This window comes from Sporosarcina sp. GTC18466, from assembly GCF_055389225.1.
This window is the reverse complement of record NZ_AP044037.1, coordinates 665,014-685,508: the sequence shown is the minus strand read 5'-3', so window position 1 is coordinate 685,508 and position 20,495 is coordinate 665,014. Positions and strand designations below refer to the sequence as shown.

21 protein-coding genes are annotated in these 20,495 nt (G+C 50.9%); 20 read left to right on the top strand and 1 reads right to left on the bottom strand.

What is annotated here, in order from left to right:
• The first annotated feature begins 50 nt into the window (after positions 1-50).
• From dnaK to recO, 19 genes are all read left to right on the top strand, one after another.
• Positions 51-1,880 carry a molecular chaperone DnaK gene (gene dnaK / locus ACZ5FK_RS03470; protein ID WP_464806521.1) on the top strand — a complete coding sequence of 610 codons (1,830 nt, stop codon included), beginning with the start codon at positions 51-53 and terminating at the stop codon, positions 1,878-1,880.
• 206 nt (positions 1,881-2,086) lie between these two features.
• A complete protein-coding gene (gene dnaJ / locus ACZ5FK_RS03465; protein WP_464806520.1) occupies positions 2,087-3,232 on the top strand; it encodes a molecular chaperone DnaJ in 1,146 nt (381 codons plus the stop codon).
• A gap of 14 nt (positions 3,233-3,246) precedes the next feature.
• Complete coding sequence (gene prmA, locus ACZ5FK_RS03460) at positions 3,247-4,191, top strand: 50S ribosomal protein L11 methyltransferase (protein ID WP_464806519.1); 945 nt, start codon at positions 3,247-3,249, stop codon at positions 4,189-4,191.
• A gap of 3 nt (positions 4,192-4,194) precedes the next feature.
• Entirely contained in the window at positions 4,195-4,944 is a 750-nt protein-coding gene (locus ACZ5FK_RS03455) for a 16S rRNA (uracil(1498)-N(3))-methyltransferase (protein WP_464806518.1), read from the top strand.
• A 16-nt stretch (positions 4,945-4,960) separates the two neighbouring features.
• Positions 4,961-6,301 (top strand): tRNA (N(6)-L-threonylcarbamoyladenosine(37)-C(2))-methylthiotransferase MtaB, encoded by a 1,341-nt coding sequence (mtaB, locus tag ACZ5FK_RS03450; RefSeq protein WP_464806517.1) that lies wholly within the window; start codon positions 4,961-4,963, stop codon positions 6,299-6,301.
• 106 nt (positions 6,302-6,407) lie between these two features.
• Complete coding sequence (gene deoC / locus ACZ5FK_RS03445) at positions 6,408-7,079, top strand: deoxyribose-phosphate aldolase (RefSeq protein WP_464806516.1); 672 nt, start codon at positions 6,408-6,410, stop codon at positions 7,077-7,079.
• A gap of 140 nt (positions 7,080-7,219) precedes the next feature.
• Positions 7,220-7,393, top strand: coding sequence for a 30S ribosomal protein S21 (rpsU, locus tag ACZ5FK_RS03440; protein WP_076757758.1), 174 nt, complete (start codon positions 7,220-7,222; stop codon positions 7,391-7,393).
• Positions 7,394-7,575: 182 nt separating this feature from the next.
• Entirely contained in the window at positions 7,576-8,922 is a 1,347-nt protein-coding gene (locus ACZ5FK_RS03435) for an NfeD family protein (RefSeq protein WP_464807351.1), read from the top strand.
• Entirely contained in the window at positions 8,922-9,932 is a 1,011-nt protein-coding gene (floA, locus tag ACZ5FK_RS03430; protein ID WP_464807350.1) for a flotillin-like protein FloA, read from the top strand. Before ACZ5FK_RS03435 ends, floA begins: the two co-directional genes overlap by 1 nt.
• 37 nt (positions 9,933-9,969) lie before the next feature.
• Positions 9,970-10,506, top strand: a complete 537-nt coding sequence (locus ACZ5FK_RS03425) for a hypothetical protein (protein ID WP_464806515.1) — start codon at positions 9,970-9,972, stop codon at positions 10,504-10,506.
• Positions 10,507-10,554: 48 nt separating this feature from the next.
• Entirely contained in the window at positions 10,555-10,803 is a 249-nt protein-coding gene (locus ACZ5FK_RS03420) for a hypothetical protein (protein WP_464806514.1), read from the top strand.
• The gene (locus ACZ5FK_RS03415; RefSeq protein WP_464806513.1) at positions 10,800-11,885 is read left to right on the top strand and encodes a sporulation protein YqfD; all 1,086 of its coding nucleotides are present in this window, start codon (positions 10,800-10,802) and stop codon (positions 11,883-11,885) included. Before ACZ5FK_RS03420 ends, ACZ5FK_RS03415 begins: the two co-directional genes overlap by 4 nt.
• A gap of 16 nt (positions 11,886-11,901) precedes the next feature.
• A complete protein-coding gene (locus ACZ5FK_RS03410; protein WP_464807349.1) occupies positions 11,902-12,846 on the top strand; it encodes a PhoH family protein in 945 nt (314 codons plus the stop codon).
• A gap of 82 nt (positions 12,847-12,928) precedes the next feature.
• The gene (locus ACZ5FK_RS03405) at positions 12,929-15,055 is read left to right on the top strand and encodes an HD family phosphohydrolase (protein ID WP_464807348.1); all 2,127 of its coding nucleotides are present in this window, start codon (positions 12,929-12,931) and stop codon (positions 15,053-15,055) included.
• Between the two features lie 21 nt (positions 15,056-15,076).
• Complete coding sequence (ybeY, locus tag ACZ5FK_RS03400; protein WP_464806512.1) at positions 15,077-15,547, top strand: rRNA maturation RNase YbeY; 471 nt, start codon at positions 15,077-15,079, stop codon at positions 15,545-15,547.
• On the top strand, positions 15,544-15,906 hold the full coding sequence (locus tag ACZ5FK_RS03395) for a diacylglycerol kinase family protein (protein WP_464806511.1): 363 nt from the start codon (positions 15,544-15,546) through the stop codon (positions 15,904-15,906). Before ybeY ends, ACZ5FK_RS03395 begins: the two co-directional genes overlap by 4 nt.
• An 18-nt stretch (positions 15,907-15,924) precedes the next feature.
• Entirely contained in the window at positions 15,925-16,335 is a 411-nt protein-coding gene (locus tag ACZ5FK_RS03390) for a cytidine deaminase (RefSeq protein WP_464806510.1), read from the top strand.
• Positions 16,319-17,233, top strand: coding sequence for a GTPase Era (gene era, locus ACZ5FK_RS03385; protein WP_464806509.1), 915 nt, complete (start codon positions 16,319-16,321; stop codon positions 17,231-17,233). Before ACZ5FK_RS03390 ends, era begins: the two co-directional genes overlap by 17 nt.
• Before the next feature lie 16 nt (positions 17,234-17,249).
• Complete coding sequence (gene recO / locus ACZ5FK_RS03380) at positions 17,250-18,035, top strand: DNA repair protein RecO (protein WP_464806508.1); 786 nt, start codon at positions 17,250-17,252, stop codon at positions 18,033-18,035.
• Between the two features lie 33 nt (positions 18,036-18,068).
• Here the strand turns inward: recO and ACZ5FK_RS03375 are convergent, their stop codons facing one another.
• Positions 18,069-19,448: a glycine--tRNA ligase gene (locus tag ACZ5FK_RS03375; protein ID WP_464806507.1), complete on the bottom strand. Its 1,380-nt coding sequence runs from the start codon at positions 19,446-19,448 to the stop codon at positions 18,069-18,071.
• A gap of 393 nt (positions 19,449-19,841) precedes the next feature.
• On the opposite strand from ACZ5FK_RS03375, the gene ACZ5FK_RS03370 reads away from it, so the two are divergent.
• Positions 19,842-20,480: a helix-turn-helix transcriptional regulator gene (locus ACZ5FK_RS03370; protein WP_464806506.1), complete on the top strand. Its 639-nt coding sequence runs from the start codon at positions 19,842-19,844 to the stop codon at positions 20,478-20,480.
• The last annotated feature ends 15 nt before the right edge of the window (positions 20,481-20,495 follow it).

Here is a 20,495-nt window from a genome sequence, read left to right as displayed (position 1 = left end):
TAGCCATTGGTGAAAGTCGGAATGTCGCATATATTAGGAGGAATTTTAGTATGAGTAAAATTATCGGTATTGACTTAGGGACAACAAACTCTGTAGTAGCAGTATTTGAAGGCGGCGAAGCAAAAGTCATTCCAAACCCGGAAGGCAACCGCACAACCCCTTCAGTCGTAGCATTCAAGAATGGCGAGCGGCTCGTAGGTGAAGTCGCGAAGCGCCAGGCGATCACAAACCCGAATACGATCATGTCCGTGAAGCGCCATATGGGTACGGATTACAAAGAGCATGCGGATGGCAAGGAATATACACCTCAAGAAGTTTCCGCTATGATCCTCCAATACATGAAAGGGTACGCGGAAGACTATCTTGGCGAAAAAGTATCCAAAGCGGTTATCACTGTTCCTGCTTACTTCAATGACGCACAGCGCCAGGCGACAAAAGATGCAGGCACGATCGCGGGCCTTGAAGTTGAGCGGATCATCAACGAACCGACAGCTGCAGCCCTCGCTTATGGCATGGACAAGACGGAAGAGGATCAGACTATCCTCGTGTACGACCTTGGCGGCGGTACATTCGACGTTTCCATCCTTGAACTTGGCGAAGGCGTATTCCAGGTGCAGGCTACAGCGGGCGACAACAAGCTTGGCGGAGATGACTTCGATAATGTCATCATCGACTATCTTGTCCAGGAATTCCGCAAAGAGCACGGCATCGACCTCTCTAAAGACAAAATGGCGATGCAACGCTTGAAAGATGCTGCTGAGAAAGCGAAAAAAGATCTTTCCGGCGTGACGAACTCACAGATCTCATTGCCGTTCATCACAGCTGGAGATGCTGGCCCGCTCCACCTAGAAGTGTCGCTTTCCCGCGCTAAATTCGATGAGTTGACTGCTCATCTCGTAGAACGCTCGATGGTTCCGACTCGCCAGGCGCTAAAAGATGCCGGCTTGTCCCCATCTGAAATCGACCGTGTCATCCTGGTCGGCGGTTCTACGCGGATCCCTGCGGTTCAGGAAGCGATCAAGAAAGAAATCGGAAAAGAGCCATACAAAGGCGTGAATCCGGATGAAGTCGTAGCGATGGGTGCGGCAATCCAAGGATCCATCATCACGGGTGATGTGAAAGACGTCGTTCTTCTGGACGTAACTCCTCTATCTCTCGGTATCGAGACAATGGGCGGGGTCTTCACGAAGCTGATCGACCGGAATACGACAATCCCGACAAGCAAATCACAAGTCTTCTCGACAGCAGCGGACAACCAGCCGGCTGTTGACATCCATGTCCTTCAGGGTGAACGCCCGATGGCAGCTGATAACAAGACTTTGGGACGCTTCCAGTTGACTGACATTCCGCCAGCTCCACGAGGCATCCCGCAAATCGAAGTGACATTCGATATCGATAAAAACGGTATCGTTACCGTCAAAGCGAAAGATCTTGGCACACAGAAAGAGCAGAACATCACTATCCAATCGAGCTCCGGCCTTTCGGATGACGAGATCGATCGCATGGTGAAAGATGCTGAATCACACGCGGAGGAAGACAAACGCCGCAAAGAGGAAGCTGACCTGAAAAACGAAGCGGATCAGCTCGTCTTCATGGCAGAAAAGACGTTGAAAGACCTTGAAGGCAAAGTGGATGAAGCAGAAGTGAAGAAAGCGGAAGAAGCGAAGGATGAGTTGAAAGCTGCCATTGAAAGCGGCGACCTGGATGATATGCGATCCAAGAAGGAAAAACTTGAAGAGATCGTTCAGCAGCTATCCGTCAAACTTTACGAACAAGCACAGGCGGCATCACAGGCTCAAGGCGAATCAGCCGACGGCCAGCAAGATGATGGCGTAGTCGATGCTGATTTCGAAGAAGTGGACGATAACAAGAAAAACTGACAGTGACAGCTTGCATGAGAAAGTCAAAGTCCGAACTTTCGGCTTTGGCTTTTTCGTTTGTGCAGGTATCATGCGAACGGGAAGAAAGTGCAACGATCCATATTAATTAGTAACGCACTTCCTCTTCGCATGGTACACTAGAACGTATGTAAATACGGGCTGGCGAGCCCTGATATCACCATGTCAGAGTTTGGGAGAGTGGAATGATGAGTAAGCGTGATTATTATGAAGTGCTTGGCGTGCCGAAAACGGCCTCAAAAGAAGAGATTCGCAAGGCATACCGGAAATTATCCAAGCAATATCACCCCGATCTAAATAAGGAAGCGGGAGCCGAAGAGAAATTCAAAGAAATTACTGAAGCTTTCGAAGTGCTGAGCGATGAAACGAAACGTTCGCAATATGATCAATACGGCCATGCAGATCCGAATCAAGGATTTGGAGGCTTCGGAGGCGGCGGATTCGGCGGCTTTGGCGGAGGCGGAGCGGACAGTTTCGGTTTTGAAGATATATTCAGCACGTTCTTCGGGGGCGGATCGAGGCGCCGTGACCCGAATGCGCCGCGTAAAGGCGATGATCTGCAATACACCATGACAATCGATTTCATGGATGCGGTCTTCGGAAAAGAGACTGAAATAGAAGTGCCCCGTGAAGAAGAATGCGACCGATGCCATGGCACAGGAGCCAAAAAAGGCACATCCGTACAAACATGTCCGGAATGTGGAGGGGCAGGGCAGATCTCTGTCACGCAAAATACGCCGCTTGGCCAGATGGTCAGCCAGCGCACATGCCCGACATGTCACGGAACCGGCAAAATCATTCCTGAGAAATGCGAGAAATGCCACGGTGCAGGACGCGTGACAAAACGGGCGAAGATCAAAGTGACGGTTCCTGCAGGCATCGACGACGGGCAGCGCCTGCGCGTCGCAGGCAAAGGGGAAGCCGGTATCAACGGCGGACCGGCAGGCGATTTGTACATCATTTTCCGGGTGAAAGCTCACGAAAAGTTCATCCGTGAGGAAGATGATATTTACTTGGAGCTTCCGCTTACGTTCCCTCAAGTGGCGCTCGGCGATGAAATCCAAGTGCCGACAATCCACGGGAACGTCAAATTGAAGATCCCGGCTGGCACACAAACAGGCACCAACTTCCGTCTTCGCGGCAAAGGCGTGAAAAATGTGCACGGCCACGGCACAGGCGACCAGCACGTCATCGTGAAGGTCGTGACGCCGAAAAAGATGACGGAAAAACAGAAAGAGCTGCTTAGGGAATTCGCATCGATCGATGGCGGTGCACCTGACGAGTACTCCAGTTCACTATTTGATAAAATCAAGCGGACGATTAAAGGCGACTGAAAGGATGAACGATGATGAAATGGTCTGAGATTTCCATCCATACGACAAACGAGGCGACAGAAGCGGTTGCAAACATCCTGCATGAGGCGGGTGCAAGCGGAGTAGTCATCGAAGATTCCAATGAACCGGATCGGGAACATGAAGACCGTTTCGGCGAAATTTACGATCTGGATCGAAGTGACTACCCTGAAGAAGGGGTCATCGTAAAAGCTTATTTGCCCGTCAACAGCTTTTTGATCGAGACTGTCGCGGAAATCAAAGAATCGATCTCCAATCTTTCAAAGTTCGGCATCGAGACGGGTGCTGGCACGATCCGCACAAATGAAGTGGATGAAGAGGACTGGGCGACGTCCTGGAAGAAATACTACCATCCCGTCAAAATTTCCAACCGGTTCACGATCGTGCCGACATGGGAGGAATATGAACCCGTCGACTCTGACGGGCTGATCATTGAACTTGACCCGGGCATGGCGTTCGGTACGGGCACGCACCCGACAACAGTCCTTTGCCTGCAGGCACTTGAAAAGTATGTAAAGGAAGGCAGCGAAGTGATTGATGTCGGCACTGGATCAGGCGTGCTTGCGATCGGAGCCGCGATGCTCGGGGCTTCCAAAGTATATGCGCTTGACCTTGACGAAGTGGCAGTCCAGGCGGCAAGGGAGAATATTTCCATTAACGGCGCAGAAGACACGGTGACAGTCTCGCACGGCAACCTCCTGGAAGCGGTTGAAGGTCCTGCGGATATCATTGTCGCGAATATTCTTGCCGAAGTCATCCTCACCTTCACAGGCGACGCCCATTCCCAGCTGAAAGAAGGCGGACTCTTCATCACTTCCGGCATCATTTCCCAAAAACGCGACCAAGTCAGGGATGACCTCATAGAAAAAGGATTCGAGATTGTCGAGACTGTACTCATGGAAGACTGGGTTGCCATCATCGCCCGCAAGGAAGGGGCGTAAGGCGTGCAGCGCTATTTTTTAAAGCGCCCTTTTGATGACTGCGGCAAGGCGGCAATCGAGGGCGATGACGGAAAGCATATTGCACGAGTCATGCGAATGGAAGAAGGGGACCAGGTGATTGCGGTAAGCGACGGGGAAGCGTTCGCTGCCCGTATAGACAGGATTGGCACGGATGAAGTCCTGATCAGCAAAATCGCTGATCAGCAACCACCTCTTCCCGCTAACGAGATGCCTGTGCGCGTTGCAATCGCAAGCGGCCTGCCGAAAGGCGATAAGCTGGACCTGATCGTGCAAAAAGGGACGGAGCTGGGGATGGCGTCCCTCATCCCGTTTGAAGCGGAACGTTCCGTCGTCAAATGGGATGCGAAAAAAGGGGATAAAAAGACAGAACGGCTGCGCAAGATTGCGAAAGAAGCAGCTGAACAATGCCACCGGACGGCAATTCCGGAGATCTCCTCCCCTCTGTCATTCTGTCAGCTTATTGAAACCGCAAAAGAATTCGACATCCTCCTTGTTGCGGATGAGGAGGATGCAAAGAGTTCTGAACCGAATAAGATTGCAGACAGGCTGAAAAACGTGTATCATAGACAATCGATACTTATCGTTTTCGGGCCGGAAGGCGGACTCTCAAGGAAAGAAGCGGAACTACTTGCGGCAGCAGGTTTCCTTTCCGTCTCGCTCGGGCCGCGCATCTTGCGGACCGAAACGGCGCCGTTATATGCGTTGTCCGCCATGTCTTACGAATTTGAATGAAAGAGGTGAGCAGCTGATGTCTTCGGTCGCTTTCCATACATTAGGCTGCAAAGTGAATCATTACGAAACAGAAGCGATCTGGCAGCTTTTCAAGGAAGCCGGATACGATCGCGCTGATTTCGAAAAAAATGCTGACGTCTACGTCATTAATACATGCACGGTGACCAATACGGGAGATAAGAAAAGCCGTCAGGTCATCCGCAGGGCGGTCCGTCAGAATCCTGATGCGGTCATCTGCGTCACAGGCTGCTATGCCCAGACATCGCCCGCTGAAATCATGGCGATTCCAGGTGTGGATATTGTCGTCGGCACGCAAGACCGCACCAAGCTTCTCGGTTTGATCGATGAATACCGCACCATGCGCCAGCCGATCAATGCGGTCCGCAACATCATGAAGAACCGGGTATACGAGGAGCTCGATGTACCGGCGTTTACCGACCGGACCCGTGCGTCCCTAAAGATTCAGGAAGGCTGCAACAACTTCTGCACCTTCTGCATCATCCCTTGGGCGCGGGGACTTATGCGTTCGAGAGATCCTGAGGAAGTGATCCGCCAGGCGCAGCAGCTAGTAGATGCCGGCTACCTGGAGATTGTGCTTACAGGCATCCATACGGGCGGCTACGGCGAGGACTTGAAAGAGTACAATCTTGCCCGCCTGCTCCGTGATCTGGAAACGAAAGTGAAAGGCCTGAAACGTCTTCGCATCAGTTCAATCGAGGCAAGCCAGCTGACCGATGAAGTCATCGAAGTTCTTAAGGAATCCGAAATCGTCGTGCGGCATCTCCATATTCCGATCCAGTCCGGTTCCAATACCGTGCTCAAACGGATGCGCCGCAAATATACGATGGAATTCTTTGCAGAACGTCTCGACCGTCTTCGGGAAGCCCTTCCTCACCTTGCAATCACATCTGATGTGATTGTCGGGTTCCCTGGTGAAACAGAAGAGGAATTCATGGATACGTACAACTTCATCCGTAATCACCGTTTCTCCGAGCTGCATGTCTTCCCATATTCCAAGCGGACAGGCACGCCTGCCGCGCGGATGGAAGATCAGATTGACGAGGAAGTGAAGAACGAGCGGGTCCACAGGCTCATCGAGCTGAATGACCAGCTTGCGAAACAATATGCCTCGGAATTCGAAGGGGAAGTCCTTGAAGTGATTCCGGAAGAGAAGTACAAGCTGGACCCAAGCAGCGGGCTGTATGAAGGATATACGGACAACTACTTGAAGGTCGTCTTCCCCGCTGATGAATCAATGGTAGGAAAGCTTGTGAAAGTGAAAGTTGTAAAAGCCGGCTACCCGTACAATGAAGGTCAGTTTGTGCGAGTGATCGATCAGGAAGAAGCGCTTGTATAAATGATGAAGCTGTCTCCCCGGCCGCGGGAGGCAGCTTTTTCGTGCATCGTCAACTGTTGTTTGCTATAGTTGAGGAGGTACATACAACTGCAGGGAGGAATGGAACGTGAGCACGAATTTTGCCTCATATATTGACCATACATTGCTGAAGGCGGATGCAAGGAAGCAGGAGATCGAGACACTCTGTGCGGAAGCGAAGGAATACAACTTCGCATCTGTTTGCGTCAATCCTGCATGGGTTGAAATGGCAAGCGCTGAGCTGAAAGGGACGGACGTCAAAGTTTGCACAGTCATCGGTTTCCCTCTCGGCGAAACGACATCCAAGGTAAAAGCCTTCGAAACGGAGGATGCAATCCAGGGCGGTGCCGAGGAAGTCGATATGGTCATTAACATAGGAGCGCTTAAGAGCGGCCTGGATAATCTCGTCAAAGAGGATATCGAAGCTGTCGTCAAAGCGGCGGAAGGTAAAGCGATCGTCAAAGTCATCATCGAAACTGCCTTGCTCACTGATGAGGAAAAACGAAAGGCATGTGAATTATCCCGTGCGGCTGGAGCAGACTTCGTCAAAACATCAACAGGCTTTTCGACTGGCGGTGCGACGGAAGAGGATGTCAAGCTGATGCGAGGAGTAGTCGGGCCTGAGATGGGTGTCAAAGCTTCAGGCGGCGTCCGGAGCCTGGAAGATATGAAAAAGATGATAGCCGCAGGCGCGACACGCATCGGTGCGAGCTCAGGCGTACAGATCATGAATGGACTCAAAGCGGAATCTGATTATTGATTCCTCGAGATTGTTCCTGTTCAATATGATGGAATCTCGTAAAAGTTTTTTGTTGACCATACAGAAATTGTACGGTATAATTTTTCAGTACAAGGGCATCCGCCCTGTATGAAGTGTGCTCGGAGGGAGGGACAAGAGATATGACGAAAACTGTCGTTCGTAAAAATGAATCGCTCGAAGATGCTCTTCGCCGCTTCAAACGTACTGTATCCAAAAGTGGTACTATACAAGAGGTAAGAAAGCGTGAATATTACGAGAAACCAAGCGTAAAGCGGAAGAAGAAATCCGAAGCTGCCCGTAAACGCAAATACTGATTTCCCTTTAGGGCTCCTTTTGGGAACTTAACTTAACAATTACATGTAAACCGGATTGCTGAAAAAGGCAATCCGGTTTATTTACGCATAAAGCACTTTTTGCTGTTCTACGATTTCTTTTGTGAGAAATGAAACTTCCGGGTATTTCAAACGTATAAGAGATATAATTGAAGCAGGAAGAGGTGAAACGATTGCTGAGAAGAATGAAAGTGTTTGTATTGTTGTCGTTCTTCGTTCTCGCAGCCGCCATGCCTTTTGTACAGGCTGACGCGGATACGGTGAAAGTATATAAGGTTCCGGTTGACGACGATGTGGAGAAAGGGCTGTATGCCTTCCTGGACCGTTCTTTTAAAGAGGCAAGGGAAGCCGGTGCGGAAGCGGTGGTGCTGGAGGTCAACACACTCGGGGGATTCATTGATGCTGCCGGGCAGATCGGCAAGCTGCTGGACAGCCAGCAAGAGGAGATGGAGATCATCGCCTACGTAAACGACCGGGCCATAAGCGCGGGAGCTTATATCGCACTCCATGCTGATAAGATCTATATGGCGCCAGCAGGCAAAATGGGAGCCGGCCAGGCCGTGACTGGTGAGGGCACTGCTGCAGATGCAAAGATGCACAGTTTCTGGGTCGCCGAGATGTCGGGAGTTGCGGATGCCAAGGGCCGGGATGAAAGAATTGCAAAAGCCATGGCAGAGCCTGACATCGACCTCCCGGAGTACGATGCTCCTAAAGGCAAACTGCTGACGCTGACAGCGAAAACTGCTCTGGATGCGGGATATAGTGACGGGACGGTCCGTTCATTCTCTGAGGTGCTTGACAAGTCGGGTTACTCGGATGCCGAGGTCGTGTCCACAAAAGTGACGATCGCAGAGTCGATTGCCCGCTTGATCACCAATCCGGTCGTCGTTCCGATCCTGCTCTCGATTGCCGGGCTCGGACTTGTCGTCGAGCTCTATTCACCGGGATTCGGGGTCGCAGGGGCTATGGGACTTGTGTCGCTGGCGCTGTTTTTCTTCGGCCACCTGGTGGCAGGCCTTGCCGGTTATGAATCAATCCTGCTCTTTATTATCGGAGCCGGTCTGATCGTGCTCGAAATCTTCCTTTCTGGGGGCATCGCCGGGGTCATCGGCGCTGTCGCTATTGTGGCAAGTATCATTTTGGCGGGTGGCAACCCTATGTATATGGCGCTATCAGTGTTCATTGCAATTGCCATCGCGGTCATAGGAATGGTGATCATTATGAAATTCTTCGGAAGAAAATTGCACCTTCTCAATAAGATGGTGCTCATGGACGCAACGGACACGGAAAGCGGTTACGTATCAAATGTCAATCGCACCGATCTGCTTGGACAGATTGCTGTCACCGTGACCCCTCTCCGTCCTGCCGGAACAGTCAGGCTGAACGGGGAGCGGATCGACGTCGTCTCGGAAGGAAGCTATATCGGCAAAGGGAAAGATGTTATGATAGTGAAAACGGAAGGTTCCCGCATCGTTGTGCGGGAATGTCAGGAAAAGGGGGAAAATAAGTGATGGAGATTTTTGGAGGATTAGGAGCAATCGGCCTTGCTATTGCGGCTATTGTCATCATCATCGTACTCGCTGTGTTCTTTACGATGGTACCGGTGGCGCTGTGGATTTCCGCGATGGCGGCAGGAGTGCGCGTCAGCATTTTCACATTGATCGGGATGAGATTGCGCCGGGTTATCCCGAGCCGCGTCGTCAATCCGCTCATCAAAGCGCATAAAGCAGGTCTCACCGTCAGCATCAACCAACTGGAAAGCCATTATCTTGCAGGTGGTAATGTGGACCGTGTCGTCAACGCGCTGATTGCCGCGCACCGCGCGAACATCGAATTGACATTCGAGCGGGCTGCCGCAATCGACCTTGCTGGACGGGATGTCCTTGAGGCAGTACAAATGTCAGTTAATCCAAAAGTAATTGAAACGCCATTCATTGCGGGTGTTGCCATGAATGGTATCGAAGTGAAAGCGAAAGCGCGTATCACCGTACGTGCAAACATCGACCGTCTAGTTGGTGGAGCCGGAGAAGACACAGTCGTCGCACGTGTCGGCGAAGGTATCGTCTCCACGATCGGTTCTTCCGTGGACCATGCGAAAGTATTGGAGAATCCTGATTTGATCTCCCAGACAGTGCTAGCAAAAGGCCTCGATTCCGGGACAGCATTCGAAATTCTCTCGATCGATATCGCGGACGTTGATATCGGCAAGAATATCGGAGCGGAACTTCAGACGGAACAGGCGCTTGCGGATAAGAACATCGCACAAGCGAAAGCGGAAGAACGCCGCGCGATGGCTGTTGCGAACGAACAAGAGATGAAAGCGAAAGTACAAGAGATGCGTGCGAAAGTGGTCGGCGCGGAAGCGGAAGTGCCGCTTGCCATGGCGGAAGCGCTACGCACGGGCAATATCGGGATCATGGATTACATGAATTACAAGAACATCCAGGCGGATACGGGAATGCGCGACTCCATCAGCAAAATTGGCGGAGATCAGCAAAAGCCGGAGCAGACGAAAGAATGACGGTCTAGCACCCAGTTCCCGGAAAGGGGATGTATGAATGGAATCGCTGATTATCGTTGTCATCATGGCGATCATAAGCGCCGTTTTTGGCGGCGCTAAAAAGTCGCAGGAAAAGCAGGGTCAACAGCAAAAAAGACCGCCTGCTGCGGGGCCGAAGCCGTTCATGGAACAGCCGCGGCAGCCGGATCCGTTTAAAAAACTGAAAGAGATGTCCCAGGAGATGTATAAGGAAATCCAGCGGGAATTCCAAGAACCTCCTGAAGAGCCGCCAAGCCGCCAGCAGCCAGTCAGCCCTCCTCCGCGAAAAGAGCCCTCGCGAGAAAGGACGACTGCTGCGCCAAGGCCTGCAAGGAAGCCTGTGCAGGAACTGAAGCATGACCATCCCCAGCCTGCGCTGGATGCGATTAAAGCAGAGATGGAGCAGCAGCGGAAAGGACGATTGACGGCCCACGGCGGTAAACGACGCCAGCTGGATATGGAAGATGCGCAAGGTCTTATGCCTAGAACGGAAGAGGATCTATTGAAAGGGATCATCTTTTCGGAGATATTGGGACCGCCAAAAGCAAAACGTTAATCATCAGCCCCCTATTCTCGTCATACCATGAGAATAGGGGGTTTAGCCATGCGAAAATTATTCAAGATGGATCCTTCCGTCCTGATCGATAACTATTCCTCCATCCGGATCACCGGGCCATGCAGCCTTTTGAGGCTCAGCCCCGCTTCGTGCGCGATCAGGACTGGAGACTATGTGATTGATGTGGCCGGTAATGATCTCCATATCGAAACTCTTTCAGAAGAAGTGGCGGTTCTGCACGTAAGTTCTGTCGAGCTGATTTCCATCAGGCCCGCAGAAGAAGGAGCCCGGCCATGAAGCGCGGAAAATATGAGGTGACCTTGCGGGGGAATGGAGAAAATGCATTCCTTGCGAAACTTGCCTCTTCCGGCATCAAGGTGGTCTCCCTCTACAAAAGCGGAGATGGATCCTGCTTTGTCACGGACCGGAAAGGGATAAGCTTCATCCGTAAGAACAGAAGGGGATACCGTCTGCGGGTGACGATCGAGAGGATTGGAGAGGAATCAGTCGAGAGCCGGCTGTTTTCATCCGGTTTCTTTCTCGTCGCCTGTTTGATACCGGTTTTGGCGTCCCTGTTCCTATGGAAAGTGGAAGTCGATTCGCAAATGCCGGAAGTGGCTGAGCGGATTGAGGATAAGCTCTCAAAAGCTTCCATTACCAAGCTGCGGCCATTGTTCATGCTGCCTGACGAAGGGGAGATCCGCCAGCTCATCATGGCAGACGAACCGGAACTGTCCTGGGTGCGCTTCAACCGTTCAGGCACGACGTTACGCATCATTCCGATGATGTCCCCGCGAACAGGAGAGAAAGTGATTAAGGAGGAGGCTCTTTCGCATCTCTATGCACGTACAGGGGGCGTTATCACGAGCTTCAGGCTGAGCCGGGGAGAACGGGTCGCCCACCTACATCAGACGGTCAAGAAGGGCGATATGCTTGCGACAGGCATACTAGTGCAAGGGGATAAGACGGCGGTCGTCGGGGCGGACGGTGAAGTGTATGCAGATTATTGGTCCGAATATAATTTTTCGTTGCCGCGGGAGATCGACATGCAATTGATGGGGGAAGAGATTGTCGATTTCACATGGCGCTTGCCTTGGGACAAAAAGAAGGATAACCGGATAACCTTCCAATCGCCGCTTACAGTCAAGCAAAAACGCATGGACGAGAAGAGCCGCATCACCTTAACGGAGGGCATGGAAGAAACCATCATCCTGCCATTGCTCAAAAACAAGATCCAGCTGGAATCCTCCCCAAGTCTCACCATAAAAGATGAAAACATTTTACATGTGTCGTTCGATAATGATAAAGTTAGTGGGACTATATTGTTTTTAATGAATGACAATATTGCTGTAAAAAGACCGATATCCCAAGGAGACTGAAAAATTGAGCGAACAAATGATTCAACTTCATCTCGAGGAACCGAACGAAGCTATCATGCTGCTCGGCATATCCGACCAAAATATGAAATTGATTGAAGAGAATTTGGGCATCGCCATCTTGACCCGCGGGGAAACCATCTCACTTGCTGGCGAGGAACAGGCGATAATCCTCGGAAAGTCATTGCTTGAAGAATTGCTGAAAGTCATCCGGAAAGGAATCAACATAAACTTGCGCGATGTTTCGACGGCAATCGAAATGGCGAAAAGCGGAACACTTGAGTATTTTGCAGGATTGTATGATGAGGAGATCGCACGCAGCGCGAAAGGGAAAGCGATCCGGGCGAAGACGATCGGCCAGCGTGAATATGTACAGGCGATCCGTCGCAATGATCTGGTTTTCGCAATCGGGCCTGCAGGTACCGGGAAAACGTACCTTGCTGTCGTCCTGGCTGTTCAGGCGCTTAAGAACAGTTCCGTGAAACGGATCATCTTGACGAGACCTGCGGTGGAAGCTGGAGAAAGTCTTGGCTTCCTGCCTGGTGACCTGAAGGAGAAAGTCGATCCATACTTACGTCCCCTTTACGACGCACTGAATGATGTCCTCGGCGCCGAACAGACAGCACGCCTTCTGGAGAGAGGCGTCATAGAGATCGCTCCGCTAGCATACATGCGCGGACGGACTCTTGACGATGCGTTTGTCATTCTGGACGAGGCTCAGAACACAACAAAGGCACAGATGAAAATGTTCCTGACCAGACTCGGATTCGGGTCGAAAATGGTGATTACCGGGGATAAGACACAGATCGATCTGCCGCGGGGCGTTGAATCTGGACTCATCGCCGCTGAAATGATCTTGAAACGTGTCGGCGACATCCATTTCCAATTCCTTGAGCAAGCGGATGTCGTGCGTCATCCACTAGTTGCAAAAATTATTGATGCATATGAAAATGAGCAGTCATAATACATGACTGCTTTTTGTCTAACTTCCTGACGAATTGTGGCGGCAGCTATAGAAAAAAGGGAGAAAGGGACAGGGGGGAGTCATCTTGCGTTCCATTGTTAAACGCCTGAAACAGCTGAAGTTCACATATCTTGCACTATTCGTCATCATTATATCGTCTTTCATCCTGTACGCGTTCATGTACAGTGATGTGAAGCAGGAGACGTATGAACTGTCCGCATTCCAGATCTCACCGACGACGCTCAGGTCGCTCAAGACGGTCGAGGATACGGAAAAGACCGAGCAGGAAAGGGAGCGGGTAGCGAGGGAAGCGGCTCCCGTATATCAATTCTCGGAAGAGGTTGCGAAAACCAGAAAAGCGATTGCCGGAGACCTGTTTGATATCATCCTTGAGGCGAAGAAGCAGGAAGGGACAGGCGAGACAGACCCGGACAAGCCTGCTCCAAGTAACAAAGAGCGCCTGAAGCAGGTCCGCGAGAAGCTGTCGAAACTTGAAGAGGAAGAACCGAATCTCCGGCTGACGGATGAGGCGATTCTGAGTCTTCTTAGTGAGAATGCTGTCACTCTGGAAAAGATGAGAACAACAATTGTCAGTATGATCGGGGATGAACTCGCAAAACCGGTGAGGACCGGCGACCTGTCCACCGTCCGGTATGAAGTTGAACGTAAAATCAGGCTATCTGATTCCATACCGCCCAATGAATTGCAGACTGCCATCACCATCGCCCGCTCTTTGATCGTAGAGTCCGAGAAAGTGAACGAGGAGCTGACCGAAAAACGGATTGAGCAGGAGAAAAATGCGGTGGAACCGACCCGGATCCTGCAAGGACAAGTAATCGTACGTGAAGGGCAGTTCATCGACCAGGAGACCTACCGGCAGCTGGAACTGACCGGGCTGCTGACCAATCAGTCGTCGACCAAACCGCTGATCGCCCTGGCATTATTCGTCCTATTCATCTCTGCCATCATCTTTTTGCATTTCAGGACATCTGATGCTGACAGTGGCGTCAAGAAGAAATGGCTGCTGATCGTCTACTCGATTTTTTTCATTCTTATCATACTGATGAAACTGATTGGAATGATCGATAAGGAATTCGACGTGCAAGTCGCTTTCCTTTTCCCGACAGCACTCGCCCCGCTCCTTGTCAAACTGCTGACAAATGAGCGTCTCGCTTTACTGATGACATTTATCACAGCAGCTGCAGCCGGCATTATGCTGCAAGAAGGGTATGCTGCAATCATGCAGATGGAGATCGCCCTCTATATTCTGATGAGCGGGCTCATCAGCCTGTACTTCCTCGGTGATAATGGAAGAAGGTCGAACATCCTGCGGACCAGCATCGCAGTCGCTGTATCGAATATGCTTTTTATCGCATTCTATCTTTTGATGACCCAATCGACATATAACCTGACGGAATGGCTCTTCTATTTTAGTGCGGGGCTCGCATCGGGGATATTATCGGGGGCATTGACAATCGGTCTTATGCCGTTTTTTGAATCTGCATTCGGCCTTTTGTCCGATATGAGGCTCATCGAGCTTTCAAATCCAAATCATCCGCTACTGAAAAAAGTGCTGACAGAAGCACCAGGTACATACCATCACAGCGTCATGGTGGCAAATCTTGCGGATGCGGCTTGCGAATCCGTGGGAGCCAATGGCCTTCTCGCCAGAGTCGGCTGTTACTACCATGATATCGGCAAGACGGTCAGGCCAGGGTTTTTCATTGAAAACCAGCATGGAGGAGTGAATCCGCATGATTCATTGCCCCCTGAAAAAAGTCGTGATATCATTATTTCCCATGCTGTTGACGGAGCTGAAATGCTGAAGAAGCATAAGATGCCGAAAGAGATCGTCGACATAGCAATGCAGCACCATGGGACGAGCTTTCTGAAATTCTTCTTTGTGAAAGCGAGGGAGACTGAAGGGTCGGCGAACGAAGATGACTTCAGATATCCAGGACCCAAACCGCAAACGAAGGAGATTGCTATCATTTCAATAGCGGACAGTGTCGAAGCAGCCGTCAGGTCAATGAAAGAGCCGACGCCGGAAAAGGTCGCCGGACTCGTGAAGTCGATCATCAACGATAAATTGAGTGATGGGCAATTTGATGAATGCGATCTTTCAGTCCGCGAACTGAAGACTGTGGAAAAAGTCATTTGTGAAACGCTTAACGGTATTTTTCACAGCCGGATCGAATATCCAGAATGACCCGAAAGGATGACAGGACTAATGCTTGAATTTTATTTTGAAGATGAAACGGGCAGCACAACAGATGAGACGGAGCAGCTGATCCGCGGACTGCTGTCACATGCCGCAAAAATGGAGAAGTTGGAGGGCAACCCTGAAGTGTCCATCACATTCATGGATGACAGCGCGATACAGGAAGTGAATAAGGAGTACCGCGGAAAGGATGCTCCAACGGATGTGATCTCCTTTGCTTTGGAGGAAATGGGAGAAGGGGAAGTAGCGATCGTCCAGGAAGAAGGGATGCCGACCGCGCTTGGTGATATCATTATCTCTCTTGAGACGGCGAAACGTCAGGCGGCCGAATATGGTCATGATGAAAGCCGCGAAATCGGCTTCCTGGCGCTTCACGGTTTCCTGCATCTGCTCGGCTATGACCATATGGACGAGCAGGAGGAGAGAGTGATGTTCGGCCGGCAGGAAGAGATCCTCTCCTCCTACGGGCTCCAAAGATGAATTTCATCCGCAGTCTCGGCAAGTCGTTCGTCTACGCATGGAGAGGCATTGTCCACGGAGCCAGGCGGGAACGGAATGTCCAAATCCATTTGGCCGCCGCTGCCTCCGTACTGGCTGCTGGCATCTTGACAGGCCTCTCCCGCACCGAATGGATGATCGTGCTCATCCTTTTTGGCGGGATGATCTCTCTTGAACTGATGAACACGGCGATTGAACGGGTTGTGGATCTTGTGACGGATGAATACAAAACACTTGCGAGACAGGCGAAGGACACCGCTGCAGGAGCGGTTCTTGTATTCGCCATTATGAGTGCCATCATCGGCGGCCTTCTGTTCATACCTAAATGGTTTTTCAACTAATCAACTGAGGTGATACATATGGAAAAAGAACAATTGATCAATGAAGCGAAAGAGGCACGCAAGAAAGCGTATGTGCCTTATTCCAAATTTGCGGTCGGCGCAGCGCTCCTCACGGATGACGGCAAAGTCTACCAGGGATGCAATATAGAGAATTCGGCATACAGCATGACGAACTGCGCAGAACGCACAGCATTTTTCAAAGCGATTTCAGAAGGGGATACAACTTTCAAGGCACTGGCCGTTACTGGCAATACTGAACATCCTATTTCGCCATGCGGGGCATGCCGCCAGGTGATCGCTGAATTCTGCGATCCGTCCATGCCTGTGTATTTGACGAATCTGGAAGGAGCCGTCCAGGAAACGACAGTGGCAGAGCTGCTGCCAGGAGCATTCACGAAGGAGGACATGGATTATGGAGCAGGAGAATAATGGATTCAAGTCCGGCTTCATTTCCATCATCGGCCGGCCGAATGTAGGAAAGTCGACATTCCTTAACAGGGTGGTCGGCCAGAAAATCGCCATCATGAGCGATAAGCCGCAGACGACCCGGAACAAAGTGCAGGGGGTTGTTACGACTGACGCCTCCCAGCTTATCTTCATCGATACTCCCGGAATCCATAAGCCGAAGCATAAGCTGGGGGATTTCATGGTGAAGACAGCCCGCAATACGCTGAAAGAAGTGGATGTCATCATGTTCATGGTGAATGCGGACGAGCCTGTCGGGGGCGGCGACCGGTTCATCATCGATCTCCTGAAGGGAACGGAGACACCGGTGTTCCTCGTCATCAACAAGATTGACCTTGTTCATCCGGACGACCTCCTTACTATCATCGAATCGTACACGAAGGAATATGACTTTGCCGAAATCGTCCCTCTGTCAGCACTGAACGGAAATAATGTCGAGCGGCTGATGGAGACGCTGCAAACATACTTGCCGGAAGGGCCGAAATATTATCCGGATGATCAAGTGACTGATCATCCGGAACGTTTTATCATCTCCGAATTGATCCGCGAGAAAGTTCTTCATCTGACGCGGGAGGAGATCCCCCACTCTGTCGCTGTTGCCATTGAGAAGATCGCGCCGAATGAAGAGAAGAGCCTCGTCGACATCATGGCGACAATCGTTGTCGAGCGTGATTCCCAAAAGGGGATTGTCATCGGCAAACGCGGTGCTCTTCTGAAAGAGATCGGCACAAAAGCGCGCCATGATATCGAAATGCTTCTCGGCTCGAAAGTCTATTTGGAACTTTGGGTGAAAGTGCAAAAAGATTGGCGGAACAAGCCGGGGCAGCTCCGGGAGTTCGGTTTCCGGGAAGACGAATATTAAGCGGGGGTGATGGCTGGTGATGCACAAATGGGAAGGGATTGTCCTAAAGAGCATCCCATACGGCGAAACGAATAAAATCGTCACTCTTTTCACGAAAGAAACAGGCAAGATAACCGCGATGGCACGGGGTGCGAAGAAACCTGCCAGCCGTTTAGCCGCCATCACTCAGACGTTCACATACGGCTCCTATCTTGTCCGTTCGGGAAAGGGAATGGGATCCATTGAGCAAGGGGAAACGATCGATTCCATGCGGCATATCCGGGAAGACCTGGAAGCGACCTCCTATGCGAGCTATATCGTCGAATTGATCGACAAGCTTACGGAAGACCGGAGGGGCGAACCAGGGGTCTATCGTCTGTTGCACGCGGCACTCCATGCGATCAATGAGAAATATGATCCCGAAGCGATTTCCTTGTTTGTGGAGTGGAAGATGCTGCCGGTCGCAGGCATCCATCCCGTCCTGCACCAGTGCGCAAATTGCGGATCGACAGAAGGCGAGTTCGCTTTTTCATTTCAGGAAATCGGCTTTCTCTGCCATCAGTGTTTCCACACTGATCCGTATATCGTCCGTATTTCGCCTACACAGCTGCGTCTCATCCGTACATTTTATTCTGTGCCGATCGATCAGGTCGGTTCATTGGAATTAAAAAAAACGACAAAACAGTTCATGAAGAAATTAGTGCGCACCATCTATGATGAACAGGTCGGACTGCGCTTGAAGTCAAGGTCGTTCCTCGACCAGCTGGAACGGACGCCGGAACTGTCGGTGAAACGCGAAAAACCGGAACCGGAAGGTGATTGACCTTCCAGTTCCGGTTTTTAATTATATGGACTATTATAAAGTAAGTCGCTCAGCGATGTAGGACTGTACATCTTCGATCGGCATGCGGACTTGTTCCATCGAATCACGATGGCGGACAGTCACTTGCCGGTCTTCTTCGGAATCAAAATCATATGTGATGCAGAACGGCGTACCGATCTCATCTTGGCGGCGGTACCGTCTGCCGATTGATTGGGAATCATCATACTGGACTGCAAAGTGCTTGCTTAGTTCAGCAAATACGCCTTCCGCGCCTTCTGCTAGTTTTTTGGATAGCGGAAGCACAGCGGCTTTCACCGGAGCCAGCGCCGGGTGGAATCGTAGAACTGTGCGTGTATCGCCATCGTCAAGCTGTTCCTCATCGAATGCGTCACAGAGGAAAGCGAGAGTCACGCGGTCAGCACCTACGGAAGGCTCGATGCAATACGGGATGAATTTTTCGTTTGTGATCGGATCCTGATAATTGAAGTCCTCGCCTGAATGTTCCATATGGCGCTTCAAATCGAAGTCCGTCCGGTTCGCAACACCCCATAGTTCGCCCCAGCCGAACGGGAATTTATATTCGATATCGACAGTACCCTTTGAATAGTGGGACAGCTCCTCTTCGCCATGTTCGCGCAAACGGATGCTATCTTCTTTCAAGTTCAGATTAAGCAGCCATTGTTTGCAGAACTCGCGCCAATACGAATACCATTCCATATCCTCGCCAGGTTTGCAGAAGAACTCAAGTTCCATCTGTTCGAACTCGCGGGTCCTGAAAGTGAAGTTGCCGGGAGTGATCTCGTTCCGGAAACTCTTGCCGATCTGGGCAATGCCGAACGGAAGCCGTTTGCGCATCGACCGCTGGACATTTTTAAAATTGACGAAGATGCCCTGCGCCGTTTCAGGACGAAGGAATATTTCGTTTGCGGAAGAATCTGTCACGCCTTGGCTTGTTTTGAACATCAAGTTGAATTGACGGATTCCTGTAAAATCCTTTTCGCCGCACGATGGGCATGCGATATCATATTCCTTGATCAATTCTTCCATTTTATCAAACGGCAGGCCATCAACGACCATTTCGACCCCTTTTGCCTCAAGCGCATCTTCTATCAGCTTGTCCGCTCGGTGGCGCGATTTACACTTCTTGCAGTCGATCATCGGATCATTGAAGTTTCCGATATGGCCCGACGCCTCCCATACTTTCGGATTCATCAGGATGGCCGCATCGAGTCCGACGTTATGCTTGGACTCCTGCACAAACTTCTGCCACCATGCTTTTTTGACATTGTTTTTCAGTTCGATGCCTAGCGGGCCGTAATCCCATGTGTTCGCAAGTCCGCCGTAAATATCCGATCCAGGAAAAACGAATCCCCGCTGTTTTGATAAATTGACAATCTGATCCATCGATAACATATGGTTCCCTCCAAATAGAGTAATGACGTCCGGGGCAGGGGAGCGCATAATAAAAACACCCATCCCCGGACAAAATAGTCCGGGGACGGGTGCTGTAAGACCCGCGGTTCCACCCCGATTGGCCGTCTGCATTTTTGCAGACCGCCCGCTCTTGTTCGTTCCTTGCGGCTCCAGGCTGCCGTTTCATGCCGGTGCGGGCTTTCACTGTCCCCGCTCGCTTTGTGGCATTACTTATAGACCTTTCCTCACCGTTCAATTATGTGTACAAGTGTAGCATGATTCATATCCCGAGGCAATCCCTGCCCTGTTTTTCGGGCCGGCTTCATGATGTGTTAGGATTTCGTCTGTTAAAATGCTATACTAGAAAAGACTTATAATTGAACGCGCAGGACGGTGATCGAGTTGGAACTGAATAAGCGCCAGAATGAAATTTTGGATATAGTGAAATCGGAAGGGCCGATCACCGGGGAGCAAATTGCAGAACGGCTGCACCTCGCCAGAGCGACCATCCGGCCTGACCTCGCCATTTTGACAATGGCCGGTTATTTGGATGCAAGGCCGAGGGTCGGTTATTTTTATTCAGGGAAAAAGCCTGCTCAATCAGTCGCCGATGGAATGATCGGAATGAAAGTAGGCGATTTTCAGTCAAGGCCCGTCGTCGTTACAGAGAACATTTCTGTGTATGATGCGATCTGTCAGATGTTTCTAGAAGATGTCGGCACGTTATTTGTTATTGATAAAGATGCCCGGCTATCCGGAGTGCTCTCACGAAAAGATCTGCTCCGTACAAGTCTTGGCAATAACGATTTAGATAAGATCCCTGTCCATGTCATCATGACTCGCATGCCGAACATCACCTACTGTAAAAAACAGGATACATTGCTGTTCGCTGCGAAAAAGATGATTGAACAGCAAATTGACGCGCTGCCAGTCATTGTGGAGACAGATAAGGGACTTGAGGTCACCGGCCGGATCACGAAAACGAATATCACTTCTGTTTTCGTATCTCTTGCCGAGGACCATGAATTGTAACAGCTCATAACCATG

Bases quoted from the DNA above. Each gene is read 5' to 3' on its own strand.
- dnaK (WP_464806521.1), top strand. From the start codon at position 51: ATGAGTAAAATTATCGGTATTGACTTAGGGACAACAAACTCTGTAGTA.
- dnaJ (WP_464806520.1), top strand. From the start codon at position 2,087: ATGAGTAAGCGTGATTATTATGAAGTGCTTGGCGTGCCGAAAACGGCC.
- prmA (WP_464806519.1), top strand. From the start codon at position 3,247: ATGAAATGGTCTGAGATTTCCATCCATACGACAAACGAGGCGACAGAA.
- mtaB (WP_464806517.1), top strand. From the start codon at position 4,961: ATGTCTTCGGTCGCTTTCCATACATTAGGCTGCAAAGTGAATCATTAC.
- rpsU (WP_076757758.1), top strand. From the start codon at position 7,220: ATGACGAAAACTGTCGTTCGTAAAAATGAATCGCTCGAAGATGCTCTT.
- floA (WP_464807350.1), top strand. From the start codon at position 8,922: ATGGAGATTTTTGGAGGATTAGGAGCAATCGGCCTTGCTATTGCGGCT.
- ACZ5FK_RS03425 (WP_464806515.1), top strand. From the start codon at position 9,970: ATGGAATCGCTGATTATCGTTGTCATCATGGCGATCATAAGCGCCGTT.
- ACZ5FK_RS03420 (WP_464806514.1), top strand. From the start codon at position 10,555: ATGCGAAAATTATTCAAGATGGATCCTTCCGTCCTGATCGATAACTAT.
- ACZ5FK_RS03415 (WP_464806513.1), top strand. From the start codon at position 10,800: ATGAAGCGCGGAAAATATGAGGTGACCTTGCGGGGGAATGGAGAAAAT.
- ACZ5FK_RS03410 (WP_464807349.1), top strand. From the start codon at position 11,902: ATGATTCAACTTCATCTCGAGGAACCGAACGAAGCTATCATGCTGCTC.
- ybeY (WP_464806512.1), top strand. From the start codon at position 15,077: ATGCTTGAATTTTATTTTGAAGATGAAACGGGCAGCACAACAGATGAG.
- ACZ5FK_RS03395 (WP_464806511.1), top strand. From the start codon at position 15,544: ATGAATTTCATCCGCAGTCTCGGCAAGTCGTTCGTCTACGCATGGAGA.
- ACZ5FK_RS03390 (WP_464806510.1), top strand. From the start codon at position 15,925: ATGGAAAAAGAACAATTGATCAATGAAGCGAAAGAGGCACGCAAGAAA.
- era (WP_464806509.1), top strand. From the start codon at position 16,319: ATGGAGCAGGAGAATAATGGATTCAAGTCCGGCTTCATTTCCATCATC.
- ACZ5FK_RS03375 (WP_464806507.1), bottom strand. From the start codon at position 19,448: ATGTTATCGATGGATCAGATTGTCAATTTATCAAAACAGCGGGGATTC.